The organism is Nocardia sp. NPDC024068, from assembly GCF_040638875.1.
In the GTDB taxonomy this organism is placed as follows: Bacteria; Actinomycetota; Actinomycetes; order Mycobacteriales; family Mycobacteriaceae; genus Nocardia.
The window spans coordinates 188,333-201,108 of sequence record NZ_JBEZYU010000006.1 but is presented as its reverse complement, the minus strand read 5'-3'; the positions used below and the strand labels follow the sequence as shown (position 1 = coordinate 201,108).

15 protein-coding genes and 1 pseudogene are annotated in these 12,776 nt (G+C 68.3%); 10 read left to right on the top strand and 6 right to left on the bottom strand.

Annotated features, from left to right (window positions below):
* The 3 genes and pseudogenes from AB0F41_RS09530 to AB0F41_RS09520 form a co-directional block, all read left to right on the top strand.
* Positions 1 to 997, top strand: a pseudogene (locus AB0F41_RS09530) (MFS transporter); the annotation flags it as partial.
* A 195-nt stretch (positions 998 to 1,192) separates the two neighbouring features.
* A complete protein-coding gene (locus tag AB0F41_RS09525) occupies positions 1,193 to 2,065 on the top strand; it encodes a carboxypeptidase-like regulatory domain-containing protein (RefSeq protein ID WP_357422329.1) in 873 nt (290 codons plus the stop codon).
* On the top strand, positions 2,062 to 2,883 hold the full coding sequence (locus tag AB0F41_RS09520) for a YceI family protein (RefSeq protein WP_357422322.1): 822 nt from the start codon (positions 2,062 to 2,064) through the stop codon (positions 2,881 to 2,883). Before AB0F41_RS09525 ends, AB0F41_RS09520 begins: the two co-directional genes overlap by 4 nt.
* 17 nt (positions 2,884 to 2,900) lie before the next feature.
* Here the strand turns inward: AB0F41_RS09520 and AB0F41_RS09515 are convergent, their stop codons facing one another.
* The 3 genes from AB0F41_RS09515 to AB0F41_RS09505 all read right to left on the bottom strand — a co-directional run bounded on the left by AB0F41_RS09515 (position 2,901) and on the right by AB0F41_RS09505 (position 4,905).
* A complete protein-coding gene (locus AB0F41_RS09515) occupies positions 2,901 to 3,449 on the bottom strand; it encodes a sugar O-acetyltransferase (protein ID WP_357422328.1) in 549 nt (182 codons plus the stop codon).
* Between the two features lie 274 nt (positions 3,450 to 3,723).
* On the bottom strand, positions 3,724 to 4,419 hold the full coding sequence (locus tag AB0F41_RS09510; RefSeq protein WP_357422321.1) for a dienelactone hydrolase family protein: 696 nt from the start codon (positions 4,417 to 4,419) through the stop codon (positions 3,724 to 3,726).
* 120 nt (positions 4,420 to 4,539) lie between these two features.
* Positions 4,540 to 4,905, bottom strand: a complete 366-nt coding sequence (locus AB0F41_RS09505) for a PepSY domain-containing protein (protein ID WP_357422320.1) — start codon at positions 4,903 to 4,905, stop codon at positions 4,540 to 4,542.
* Positions 4,906 to 5,025: 120 nt separating this feature from the next.
* Here AB0F41_RS09505 and AB0F41_RS09500 point away from each other — a divergent pair, with 120 nt between their 5' ends.
* Positions 5,026 to 5,703, top strand: a complete 678-nt coding sequence (locus AB0F41_RS09500; protein ID WP_357422319.1) for a response regulator transcription factor — start codon at positions 5,026 to 5,028, stop codon at positions 5,701 to 5,703.
* Positions 5,696 to 7,234: a HAMP domain-containing sensor histidine kinase gene (locus AB0F41_RS09495; protein WP_357422318.1), complete on the top strand. Its 1,539-nt coding sequence runs from the start codon at positions 5,696 to 5,698 to the stop codon at positions 7,232 to 7,234. The genes AB0F41_RS09500 and AB0F41_RS09495 overlap by 8 nt, the downstream gene beginning before the upstream one ends.
* A gap of 21 nt (positions 7,235 to 7,255) precedes the next feature.
* Here the strand turns inward: AB0F41_RS09495 and AB0F41_RS09490 are convergent, their stop codons facing one another.
* Positions 7,256 to 7,999 carry an RNA polymerase sigma factor SigF gene (locus AB0F41_RS09490; RefSeq protein WP_357422327.1) on the bottom strand — a complete coding sequence of 248 codons (744 nt, stop codon included), beginning with the start codon at positions 7,997 to 7,999 and terminating at the stop codon, positions 7,256 to 7,258.
* 257 nt (positions 8,000 to 8,256) lie between these two features.
* On the bottom strand, positions 8,257 to 9,465 hold the full coding sequence (locus tag AB0F41_RS09485; RefSeq protein WP_357422317.1) for a low temperature requirement protein A: 1,209 nt from the start codon (positions 9,463 to 9,465) through the stop codon (positions 8,257 to 8,259).
* A 144-nt stretch (positions 9,466 to 9,609) separates the two neighbouring features.
* Between AB0F41_RS09485 and AB0F41_RS09480 the strand changes: the two genes are divergently transcribed.
* From AB0F41_RS09480 to AB0F41_RS09460, 5 genes are all read left to right on the top strand, one after another.
* The gene (locus AB0F41_RS09480) at positions 9,610 to 9,762 is read left to right on the top strand and encodes a hypothetical protein (protein WP_357422316.1); all 153 of its coding nucleotides are present in this window, start codon (positions 9,610 to 9,612) and stop codon (positions 9,760 to 9,762) included.
* Positions 9,763 to 9,926: 164 nt separating this feature from the next.
* Positions 9,927 to 10,379, top strand: coding sequence for an SRPBCC family protein (locus AB0F41_RS09475; RefSeq protein WP_357422315.1), 453 nt, complete (start codon positions 9,927 to 9,929; stop codon positions 10,377 to 10,379).
* Positions 10,376 to 10,729: a metalloregulator ArsR/SmtB family transcription factor gene (locus AB0F41_RS09470; protein ID WP_357422314.1), complete on the top strand. Its 354-nt coding sequence runs from the start codon at positions 10,376 to 10,378 to the stop codon at positions 10,727 to 10,729. The genes AB0F41_RS09475 and AB0F41_RS09470 overlap by 4 nt, the downstream gene beginning before the upstream one ends.
* A gap of 38 nt (positions 10,730 to 10,767) precedes the next feature.
* Positions 10,768 to 11,211: an SRPBCC domain-containing protein gene (locus tag AB0F41_RS09465; protein WP_357422313.1), complete on the top strand. Its 444-nt coding sequence runs from the start codon at positions 10,768 to 10,770 to the stop codon at positions 11,209 to 11,211.
* 229 nt (positions 11,212 to 11,440) lie between these two features.
* Positions 11,441 to 11,995 (top strand): hypothetical protein, encoded by a 555-nt coding sequence (locus tag AB0F41_RS09460; RefSeq protein ID WP_357422312.1) that lies wholly within the window; start codon positions 11,441 to 11,443, stop codon positions 11,993 to 11,995.
* Between the two features lie 5 nt (positions 11,996 to 12,000).
* Here AB0F41_RS09460 and AB0F41_RS09455 read toward each other — a convergent pair whose 3' ends face one another.
* Positions 12,001 to 12,678 (bottom strand): TetR family transcriptional regulator, encoded by a 678-nt coding sequence (locus tag AB0F41_RS09455; protein WP_357422311.1) that lies wholly within the window; start codon positions 12,676 to 12,678, stop codon positions 12,001 to 12,003.
* Positions 12,679 to 12,776 lie beyond the last annotated feature (98 nt).

The following is a 12,776-nucleotide window of genomic DNA, read 5'->3' as shown; positions in this document are numbered from 1 at the left end:
CATCTGCGTCCCGCTCGCCGTGATCGCGCTGTTCCTGCTGCAGCGCACACTGAAACTGCCGACCGAGCGCAAGAGCGACGTCTCGATCGACTGGCCCGGAGCCCTGCTGCTCACCGCGGGCGTGTCGGTCCTGCTCATCTGGGTGTCGTTCGCCGGTAAGGCCGGCTACTACGAGTGGTGGTCCACCGAATCCGCGCTGTATGTCGGTGGCGGTGTGCTGCTGCTGCTCGCCACCGTGCTGGTGGAGTCGCGGGTGAAGGATCCTGTGATCCCGCTGAAGATCGTCACCGAACGCACCACCGCACTCGCCATCATCGCCTCCATCGCCGTCGGTGTCGGCATGTTCGGTGCCACCACCTTCCTCGGCCAGTACCTGCAGACCGCGCGCGGCTACTCCCCCACCGCCGCCGGCCTGCTGTCCTCGCCGATGGTCGCCGGAATGCTGGTCGCGTCGGTCACCTCCGGTGCGCTGATCACCCGGTTCGGCAAATGGAAGCCGTTCGTCGTCAGCGGCGCCGCGCTGCTGGTCGTCGGGTTCGGCCTGCTGTCCACCGTCGACCACGCCACGAACATGTGGCTGATCGGTACCTTCATCACCCTGACCGGCGCGGGTGTCGGCATGATGATGCAGAACCTGGTGCTGGCCGTCCAGAACACCGTCAGCGTGCACAACATCGGCGCCGCCTCCAGCAGCGTCGCCTTCTTCCGCACCTTCGGTGGCGCCATCGGCGTTTCGGTCCTCGGCTCGGTGCTGGCCACTCGCGTCGCCGAACTGTCCACCGAACGCTTCGCCGAACTGGGCATCCCAGCCGGCTCCTCGTCCGGCAGCGGGAATCTCGACCTGAAGGCGCTGCCCGCTCCGATCGCCGAGATCGTGCGCTTCTCCTACGGCGACGCGACCGGGCGGATCTTCCTCATCGCCGCCGTTGCGACGGTGGTGGCCCTGATCGCCGCGATCCTGCTGCCCAACCGTCCGCTGCGGCGCACCATCGATATCGAGCCGGTGGCCGACGCCGCGGCCGCGGTATCCGATCCGGTGACCACCGGCCTGGCGAAAGACCGGGTCCCCGACGACCTCTCCGGTCTCGACACCACCCCGTACGGCGTTCCCGAACCCGTGCACGCCCGGGCTGCCGCAGATCGGCGACCCGACAGCGCACCGGCCGAACCCGCCCCCGTACCCGTCGGCGCCATGGCCGGTCCCGTGGCCGGACAGAACGGTCACGGCGTATACGGCGCCGGCGCATCCGCGACGACCACTTTGTCAGCGGGCGCCACCACCGGTGAGTCCCCGGAATCCACCTCGCTCGCGGGCCGGATCTCCCGGGACGACGGCGGCCCCGTACACGGCGTCGCGCTCACGCTGATCGACCAGCGCGGCCATCAGGTGTCGCGGGCGATCGGCGGCGGAGACGGAAGCTACGCGATCGGCGCCCCGGGCGCCGGCAACTACGTGCTCATCGCCTCCGCGGCCGGCCATCGGCCCGCCGCGATCAATGTGGCGATCACCGGACAGCCGGCGCGACTGGATCTCACCCTGTCGGGGCTGGGCGAACTCTCCGGGGTGGTGCGCTCGGCGCGTAGCGGCGAGCCGCTGGCCGGCGCGACGGTCACGGTGACCGATCAGCGCGGTGAGGTCGTGGCCTCGGCGGCATCGGGAACCGACGGTGCCTACCTGTGCCACGGAGTGGTGCCGGGTATCTACACACTGGTCGCCGTCGCGCACCATATGCGCCCCAGCGCCAGCGCGCTCACCGTGCCCGACAGCGGCATGCTGCGCCACGACATCGAACTCGCGCCGATGGCGGTGCTCACGGGTTCGGCCCGCGCGGAGGGCGGCCGGATCGCCGCGGACGTCCAGGTCACGGTGCTGGATGCGGCAGGCGATGTCACCGCGACCGTGCGGACCGACGAAAGCGGCCGGTACGTCGTCACCGACCTGCCCGAAGGGCAGTACACGGTGGTCGCCCGCGGCTATCCGCCGGTCACCGGGCAGGTGAGCGTCACCGGTGCGGAAGCCGGCTACGACATCCGGCTGGGATACGGAAACGAGGACCACGCATGACCGGACTGACCGCCCGCATCCGCACCGCCGAAAGCTGGCCTCTGGCCGGCGCGGTGCTCACCGTCACCGACGCCACCGGACATCAGATAGCTCGCGTCGTCGCCGACGAAGCCGGGGCCGTGACCACCGAGGCACTGCCGCAGGGCGTTCATACCGCCGTCCTCACCGCGCCCGGGTATCAGCCGCTGGCCCGCACCGCCCAGATATCCGCGGCGGGTACGGGATCGCTCGGCGAGATCACCCTGGTCTCCGCGGCGGATACCGTGGCACTCCCACCGGCCGGGCCCTGGACCATCGATCCGGTTCATTCGACCGTGCTCGCCACCGCGCGTCATCTCGGAATCTCGAGTATCAAAGCCCGTTTCCCCGAGGTCGGCGGCCGGATCGATATCGCCGAACCCTTCGATCGGTCCAGCGGATATGCCGAGATCAAAGCCGCCTGCATCGACACCGGTATCGCCATGCGCGACGATCACCTGCGTTCGGCGGATTTCCTGGACGTCGAGCAGTATCCGGTGATCGCGTTCACCGGCCGCGGCCTACGCCGCACCGGGGCCGACACCTGGGTGATGCCCGGCGAGCTGAGTCTGCACGGACAGCGGCGACAGGTCGACCTGGACGTGACGTACGGCGGCTTCGGTGCCGATCCCTGGGGTGGCGTGCGAGCGGCGTTTCATGCCGAAACACTGTTGCACCGCAATGATTTCGCCATCGATTACAACGCGGTGGTCCGTGCCGGGGTGGCCGCGGTGGGCACCACGGTCAAACTGGAACTGGACATCCAGGTGGTGCAGGGCGAGCAGCTTCCCGCGATGTGAGGCCCGGCGCAGCGCGTTCAGGCCTCGGGGCGGTCGAGAGTACGGATCACCCGGGCGGGGTTGCCCACGGCAACTACGCCTGCGGGCAGATCACGGGTGACCACGGCGCCGGCACCGACCACGGTGTCGGCGCCGATCGTCACCCCAGCCAGCACGATCGCGCCGCTGCCGATCCAGACGTTGTCACCGATGGTGATCGGTTGCGCGGCTTCCCATTTCGCGCGCCGCCGCACCGGGTCCAGCGGATGGGTCGGTGTCAGCAGCTGCACATTGCTGCCGATCTGGACATCGTCGCCGATGGTTATCGCGGCGACGTCCAGGGCCACCAGTCCGAAATTCGCGAAGCTTCCCGAGCCGATACGGATCTGGGTTCCGTAGTCGACCCGCAGCGGGGGACGGATCTCGGTGTCTTCGCCCACCGCACCCAGCAGTTCGGCCAGGAGTCCGCGGCGGCGGGTGATATCCCGCATCGGAGTGGTGTTGTACGCCTCCGTCAGATCCATCGCCCGCAGGCTCAGTTCCCTGAGCTCGGGGTCGTCCGCGAGGTAGGGCTCCCCCGCCAGCATCAGCTCTCGCATCGTCCGGTTGTCGGCCACGATTCCGAGGGTAACCGGCGCGGCGCCGGGTCGTGGGAGCCTGCCGCGTCGGCCGTCAGTTCATCATCATCATCATGCCGAGGAACATCAGCATGAAGCCGAAGAAGCTGTTGGACATATCGAACCCACTTCCGTACCCGTCACCGCGACCTGTTCGCGATTACTTACCGCTATGTGACGGTACGATATTCAGTGGCTCGAAATTTTCCTCCGCTCCCGGGGACGGGAACACCCCGGGCCGCGATCAGCCCGGTGACCCCAGATGCGCGTCGAAGAAGGCGAAAACACGCCGCCAGGCGTCCGCGCTCGCCTCCTCGTTGTACCCGAGACCGGTCACCCTGATAACCGGTTCGACCGGCAACCGGTTCGCGAAACCGTGGGTCACCTTCGGATAGGTCTTCACATCGTGCGCAACGCCGTACTCGTCGAGCACCCGCTCCATCCGCTCGGCACGGTGGACATTGATGGGATCCAACCGCCCGTAACTCGCCACGATCGGGCAACTCCCGCGCAGCATCTCGGCGTAATTGCCGCGGCTGGTCGGATAGAAGGGCGCCGCCGCGTCGAAACCCCGGGGTGCGGTCAGCAGGGCGAACCCGCCGCCCATACAGAATCCCGCCACCGCGACCTTGCCGGTGCACGACGGATCGTTGCGCAACCGGTCCAGGGCGGCGAGGATATCGCGCACCGCCCGGCCGTCGCCGGTGAACAGCAGGTCGCGGAAAACCCCGGGCACACAGCGCGCACCCCGGGCGAACAGATCGGGTGCGAGGGCGAGATACCCGTGGTCGGCGAGCATCCGGGTATGGCGCCGGGTATCGGCGGTGAGACCGACGGCATCGTGGAGCACCACCACCCCGGGCCACGGACCGGGGCCCTCCGGAGTTTCCCGGTATGCGGCGATATCACCGTCGGGAGCGGCCAGCTGGATCATCGTCATCGGCGGGTCACCTCCTGTTCGGGCCGGCATGCGCGGCAACAGTCGTAGCGAGTCTAGTGCCGATCCCCTCCCGGGTCGCCGATCACCGGGCGCCGGACCGATGATCGGCGGTCCTCGCCTTCAGTCGTGGACGGCGGATCCCACCACCCGGCCGGTCTCGGCGTCGACGGTCACCTCGAATTCCTGCCCCTCGGGCGACACCACCTCCACCTCCCATCTCGGCGTACCGCGCTCGGTCTCGAATTCGGCCGATACCGCCCGGCCGCCCGGGATCACCGCCGCCGCGGTGTCCATGGCCTGTTGCCGATCGATACCGGGGTCGGCGACCAGCGACCACTCGACGGCCGCGTCCGCGCGCGACTGCGGTCCGTGGCCGAGGGTGACTCCGGCTACGGCGAGCGAGGCGACCGCGGTGAAGACCGCTACCGTCGCGCCGACGACGAGCCAGCGCAATCCGGTGACCGCGCGACGAAATACGTGTGACATGGTGAAACCTCCTGTAGGGCCGGACTTCCCGACCGTGTCCACCAACTGTGTCAGCGCGCTGCTGAAGCCCACCTGAAGCAACCTGAAGATCATTTCAGGCTGGTCTGACACCCTTGGGAGATGCGCCTGCTGATCGTGGAGGACGAGAAGCGTCTTGCTCTCGCGCTCGCACAGGGTTTGTCCGCCGAGGGTTTCGCCGTCGACGTCGTCCACGACGGCGCCGAAGGGTTGCTGCGGGCCACCGGTACCGACTACGACCTGATCATCCTCGACATCATGTTGCCCGGGATGAACGGTTACCGGGTGTGCTCCACCGTGCGCGCCGCCGGACACGAGACTCCGATCCTCATGCTCACCGCGAAAGACGGCGAGTACGACGAGGCCGAGGGTCTCGACACCGGTGCCGACGACTATCTGTGCAAACCGTTCTCCTATGTGGTGCTGCTGGCCCGCATCCGCGCCCTGCTGCGCCGCCGCACCCGCGGTGGCAGCCGGGTGCTGCGGATCGGTGATCTGGTCGTCGATCCCGCGACCAGGCAGTGCCTGCGCGGCGACCACGAGGTATCGCTCACCGCCAAGGAGTTCGCGGTCCTGGAGCACCTGGCGGTCCGCGCGGGCGATGTGGTATCCAAAGCCGATATCCTGCAACATGTCTGGGATTTCGCCTACGACGGCGACCCGAATATCGTCGAGGTCTACATCAGCACACTGCGCCGCAAGATCGACGCCCCCTTCGGCTGCCGGACCATCCTGACGGTCCGCGGCGCGGGTTACCGGCTGGCCGCCGACCGTGGCTGAGCGCCGGTCGCGGTCGCGGTGGCGTTCGGTCCGGGCCCGCACCACCACCGGCGCGACCGCCGTCGTCGCGGTCGGTCTCGGCGCCGCGGGGTTGCTGGTACTCGCGGCGCTGCGCGGCAATCTGGTGGAGAGCGCGAGCCTGCAGGCCGAGCACACCGCCCGTGATATCGCCGCCCAACTGGAGGCCGGCACCGCGCTCGACCGGCTCCGGCTGCCCGACCCGGAAGACGAACCCGTACAGGTGGTCTCGATCGAGGGCGCAGTACTGGCCGCCGACGCGGAACTCCGCGGTAGCGCGCCGATGGCCGGGTTCGGTCCCCACTCCGCCGACAGCGCGGACGACGAGGAATCCGATTCCGACGAGAGCGACGAAGACGACGAGGACAGCGACGACAGCGACGATTCGGGGGAAGACGCCGCGGCCGCCGCCGGCTCCGCTATGGGCAGCGCCGAAGCCGCCGGCCGCACCGGCACCGCGCAGCCCTCCGCCGAGGCGGTATTCGGTGACGTGGAGTTGGTGGTGGACGATGCCGGCACCGCCGACCGATTCCGGGTCGCGGCCCTCGCCGGTACCGCACCGGACGGCCGGCCGGTGACCGTGTACGCCGGAGCCTCGCTGGATACCGCCGACAGCGCGGTGGCCGATGCGCGCACCGCCATGCTGACCGGACTGCCCCTGCTGCTCGTCCTCGTCGCCGCGGTGACCTGGCTGGTCACCCGCCGCGCACTGCGCCCGGTGGAGGCCATTCGGACCGAACTCGCCGAGATCATGCACGGCGACCTCTCCCGCCGGGTTCCCGAGCCCGCTTCCCGTGATGAGATCGCCCGGCTGGCCGTCACCACCAACGACACCCTGGCCGCCCTCGAGGAATCCGCGCAACGGCAACGCCGTTTCATCGCCGACGCCGCCCACGAACTCCGCAGCCCGATCGCCAGTCTGCGCACTCAACTCGAGGTCGCGCAAGCGCATCCCGGCCTGCTCGAACCGGGCGGATTGCTCGCCGACACCGTGCGGCTGGAACATCTGGCCGCGGATCTGCTGCTCCTGGCCCGGCTCGACGCCGGCGAGCAACCACGAACCGATCGGGTGAGTCTCACCGAGTTGATCCGGGACGAACTCGCCCGGCGCGCGGGCGACCGGGTACCCGTTGTCTTCACACCGCCCGGTGCGGCGATCACCGTCCTCGGTAGCCGCACCCAGCTCGCACGGGTACTCGGCAACCTGGTCGACAACGCGCAGCGCCACGCCGCCACCACGGTGCGAGTGGGGCTGAGCCGCACGGGCACCACCGTGGTCATGGACGTCGCCGATGACGGACCCGGTGTGCCCGACGCCGACCGGGCGCGTATCTTCGCGCGTTTCGTCCGTCTCGACGATGCCCGCAGCCGTGACGACGGCGGCGCCGGGCTCGGGCTGGCGATCGTCCGCGATGTCGTGGAACGGCATCGGGGGACCATCCGCTGCGAGGGCGATGTTCTCGGCGGAGCGCGCTTCCTGGTGGAACTACCCGCGGCGGACGAGGCGCCCTGACCGCGGGAATCCCGCGGTGGTTCAGGCGGCCGGCGCGTACTCTTCGGCGAGCGCCTGCTCACGCAATGTCCTGAGCGTTTTGGCCAGGATTCGCGATACCTGCATCTGAGAGATACCGAGCCGGTCGGCGATCTGCACCTGCGTCAGCCCGCCGAAGAACCGCCAGACGAGTATCTGCCGCTCACGCCGTGGCAGGGCCTCGATGAGCGGGCGCACCGTCATGGCGTCCTCGAGCAGTTCGTAGCAGGGTTCCTCGCTGCCCAGCCGGGCCAGCACCGCCGGCGGCGCGTTGTCGTCGTCCTGGTCCCGTACCGTGGCGTCGAGAGAATTGCTGGTATGACCGTTGCCCGCGACGAGGGCCTGAGTGACCTCGGTGAGTTCGACGCCGAGTTCCGTGGCGATCTCGCGTGCCGTCGGCATCCGGCCCAGCCGCTGATACAGCTCCTCGGTGGCCGGTCCGACGCGCAGGTGCAGTTCTTTGGTGCTGCGCGGCACCCGCACGGCCCAGGTGTGGTCGCGGAAATGCCGGCGCACCTCACCCATGACCGTGGGCACCGCAAAAGACAGGAACGAACTCCCGCGGGTGGTGTCGAAGCGGTCGACCGCGTGCACCAGCCCGACGCGCGCGATCTGGAGCAGGTCGTCGAACGACTCGCCGCGGCCGGTGAAGCGGCGCGCGATATGTTCGGCCAGCGGCAGGCACAGGTGCACGATGTGCTCCCGCAGTTCGCGACGGTGCGGGTCGTCCGGCGCCACGGCCTCCATCTTCTCGAACCAGGGTTCGATGTCGTCGTAACTGTCACCACCCCGCCCACGGCGTGACCGGGACGGAGACGGTGCGGTCGCGGTCCGGTGCGGGACCGCGACACTGGTCGTTTCGTTCATCTGGGCTCCTCGGGCGTCCCAATCGGCTCGGTGATCGGCTCGACCCCTCCGACATACCCGCGTCCACGTGATCGAAACGTGATCAGGTCAGAATTGCCCGGGCAAAAGCGAAGTCGCTGTTCCGGGCACCGCGATGGTCACTGTTCGCCGTGCCGGATCACATCGCGCGGTTGCGCGAAACGGAGGGTCTCCCAGACGATCAGCGCCATCAGCACCGCGCACAGGATCGCCAGCGACGCCAGCGCCGGCAGCGCGGCCGCGAGCGGTATCGATGCGACGAGGACCACGATGGTCACCACCCGCGACACCGTGATCTCCCCCGTCGCATAGGCCTTACAGCCCACCAGCCCGATCAGGTAGAGCGCCACACCTCCGTACAGGGCGAACAGCGGGATCCCGTACAGCGCGTCGGTGAGTGAATGATGCGAGCTGTCGCCGACGTAGTACAGCACCTTCTTCAGTCCCAGCGACAGCGCGATGATTCCGGCGATCATCGGGAAATGCCAGTACGTGTAGCTGTTCCTGGCGATCTTGATCTGCCGGTCACCGTCTGCGGCGGCCAGCGCGTGTTCCACCGACAGCGCCGCGACGTCGAAATACGCCCACCACAGCAGACCCGAGATCGCCAGTCCCAGTAGCGATCCGACGGTGATCGGCCAGGATATGGGTAGCGCCGCGACCCCGATCCCGATCGAGACGATCGATTCACCCAGCGCCACGATGATGATCAATCCGTAGCGTTCGGAGAAATGCTTCGCCGAGTTGACCCGCCAGCCCTCACCGGCCAGCAGGGTCCAGAGCATATCGCCGGCGATGGCCGCGATCCAGAGCGCGATCTGCACTGCGCCGGAGGTCATCGCCGCGATGACCAGCAGTACGGTGCCGATGGTGACCGATCCCAGCCCCCAGCGGATCACCTGCTCACGCAAACCCGGGTCCGAGGCGCTGGCCAGCCAGAACATCACCAGATGCACCAGCCGGGCCACCAGATAGGCGATGGCGAACACCAGCGGCCCGAACCAGCCGCCCGGCAGGTCGTGGAACGCTTCCGGGATGGTGAGCGCCGCGATGAACGCGGCTCCCATCGCGAAGAACATCGCCACCCGGGCCAGGCCCTCATCGGCCCGTATCACGTTGCCGAGCCAGCTGTAGGCGATCCAGACCCACCACATCACCGCGAGGACGAGCAGCGCGCGCAGCATGTTCTTGGCGGTCGTCTCGTCGGCGGCCAGATCGGTGACCTTGGTCAACGCGAAGACGAGAACCAGGTCGAAGAACAACTCGAGCTGGGTGACCGCGGCGCCCTGCGCGACAGGTTGCAGGCGCGCCCGCTTGGATCCACTCATAGGGCTGATCCTCGCACCCGGCACCGACGATCGCAGCACTTCAGCGGCGCGCCGGTCGAGTCCGGGAGCTCCCGCCGGTTTGCCTACAGCGCCTCGGGGTATGCGCCCCGCGAATTGTCCACGACCCGGAAGGATGAACGGACGATGACCGACCAGGACGTGATCGCGCAGCTGAACCAGGACATCACCACCGCCGAGAACGCAGGCGACGAGGACACGGCGAACCGGTTGCGCCGCGAACTCCAGACGGCATTGCGCGAAGTGAAGGATCCACAGAGTTCCGCTGGTTCCGACTGATCCGGTCGCCTGCGGGCACAAACTCCGGCCTCACATCCGCCGGCACCCTCGGAGGTGCCGGCGGTTTCTCATGCCGAAACCCAAATAGGCAACCAATGGTTGCTCTTTGCGGGGATACCCACTAGCGTGAAACGCAACCAATCATTGCAATTCGAGGAGTGGATATGGAATACGGCAGCATCGAACGCGAAATTCACGTCGACGCGTCCCCCGAGGTCGTGTTCGAGGTCGTCAGCAGGCCCGAACACATCTCCGAGTGGTGGAGCGACAACGCCACCGTGGAACCCGTCCCCGGGGCCGTCGGCGAACTCGTCTGGGGTGATCGCGAGGACGTGTCCCCGATCAAGGTGATCACGTCCGAACCGCCCCGAGTATTCGCCTTCCGCTGGTGCTACCCCGGCGAGGCAGTCGACGACGCCACCGCGTCACTGCTGGTCACCTTCGAACTCATCCCTACCGGCACCGGCACCCGGATCCGCCTCACCGAGACCGGCTTCCGCGAAATGGGCTGGGAAGCCGCGAAACTGGCAGAACACTACCGAGCCCACAGCGAGGGCTGGGACTTCTACATTCCCCGGCTCGGCGCATACATCACCGGGCTGGTGTCCACCCCGTGACCACGACCGTCGACGACGACTTGTGGTCCGCGATCGGTGACCCGACCCGCCGCCGCATGCTCGACCTGCTCCTCGCCGACGGCGAGGGCACCGCTACCGGCCTCAGCGGACGACTCCCCGTGACCCGCCAGGCCGTCACCAAACATCTGGCCGTACTCGACCGCGTAGGGCTGGTCCACGGCACGACCACCGGCCGCGAACGCCGCTACCGGGTGGACGAAGCACAACTCGCCCGCGCGGTCGCCCAACTGACCGCCGTGGGCAACACCTGGGACGCCCGCCTCCAGCGCATCAAACGGCTCGCCGAGGCCATCCAGCGCGAGCAGGACCGGCGCGCCGCAGATCAGTGAGACCCCCGAGAACACTCGCACCGAAACGAGGACACATCATGGTGAACATCCTGCACAGGGTGGGGATCCGAACCGCACCCTCCGACGTCTACAAGACCCTCACCACCACCGCCGGCCTCGCCGGCTGGTGGACTACCGACACCTCCGGCACCGGCGACGAACTCGACGGACGCCTCGAATTCCGCTTCGGCGCCGACGGCTTCGATATGCAGGTCCGCGACCTCGACCCCGACCGGCACGTCCGCTGGGAGGTGGTCGGCGGTCCCGAAGAATGGATCGGCACCCATATCGACTGGAAACTCGACCGCTCCGGCGACTGGACCATTGTCCTGTTCGAACATTCGGGCTGGCGGGAGCCGGTGGAGTTCATGTACCACTGCAGCACCAAATGGGCGGTCTTCCTCATGAGCCTGAAATCCCTGGGCGAGACCGGCCGGGGCGCCCCGGCTCCCGACGACGTGGAAATCGACAACTGGAACTGACAGCCACCTGCGGTCTCGGCGGAATGACCCGGCAATCGGGAACAAGTCCGCCGAATACACCACGAACTGCGGATAACCTTGTTACCGTCATGCTGCTGAGTGCGGCGGCCGGGCGCCGAACCAGCACGGGACCGGGCTGCCGGCGGATATCGGATCAGCACGGGATCCGGACGGCGCCCACCGGCCGTGCCGCACAGCAGAGCAGTTCGATCAGGACGGAATGGCACATATGACAGTTCGACTCGCTGTATCCGACGGCCCCACCGGCACTGCCGCCCCCACCTCCCAGAATTGGTCGCCCAGGCGGCGCCCCTTGCGCAATCGCGCCGTCATCGTCACACCGTCCGCGGCCGACGCGGTGCTGCGGCTGGGCGGCTGGCTCTTCGACCGGAGCACAGCGGGCTGGGAGACCATCGCACTCGCCCCGGGGGGCGACGGAGCACGAGCACTGCAGATCGTCGGAGCGAAAGTCCTGGATCTCGACGAGACCCTCCGTCTTCCCGACTGGGCGGCGGATGTCGACGAGCTCGCGGTATGCGCCGGGCTGTACTCCGCCGACCTCCGGGTCCGGGATGCGGTCCGCACTCGGCTCGACCGTGGCACCGAGGCCACCTATCTGTGGGGCGGCGCATCCCTCGAACCAGAGGGTGACGCGGCACTCACCCGCCACCGCGTCAGCCGCGCGGGCCTGGCGTTCAAGCGCCGCGCCGTGGAGGCCACCGGAGCCGGATACGACCCCACTGTGGGCGAGGAACTCTTCTGGTCGGCAAGCCGCCGGCGATAGACCTCTTACTCGGAGGGCGCGGCGCCCGACGGTTGCGGGCTCAGGCGCGGGGTGTAGGGCGACAACTGCGCGAAATCCAGGCCGCCCGCCGCCCCGCCGGGAGGCGGCCTGCGCACCGCCAGCTGCGAATTATCGCTGGTCAGCCGATGGAGCACCCGTTCTATCGACGAGAGGATGGTGGGCACGTCGGCGGACCCGTCGACCAGCCGGCCGACCATCGCGTAGCAGAGGTTGATCATGACCAGAGCGATATCGGCGACATAGTCCGGATCCAGACCGTCGAGGAGCTCGGCGGCGGCCGGTACGACCGCGTCGAAACCCTGACTGTCCAGTCGGTGACCGCCGGGAGTGACGCGGGCATAGTAGAAGGCCGCCGCCATCCGCGGACTGCGTTCCCACGGCTGGAAGACACATTCGATCAGGCGCATCAGCCCATGAGCCAGCGGTTCGTCCGGTGGCGGTGAGGCGAGGTCGGTGTAGGAATTGGCGGCCATCCAGGCCTCCACCGCCGCCAGGATCAACGCGTCGCGGTTGCTGTAGTGCTGGTAGATCGTGGTCAGCGAGACCCGGGCCCGTTTGGCGACCGTTCGCAGCTGCACCGCGTCGTAGCCGTCGGATTCGACGATCTCCACGACAGCACCGAGTATCTTCGCCGCCGTGGCCGACTCGCCGGGACCGTTCACCGGGCTATGGTAGCCCGGCCCGCCGGGGTCACGGCCGAGCCGCGGCGAATCTCGCCGCAAACAGCGTCGGCCACATCATCATTCGGCCGCGCTCCCCC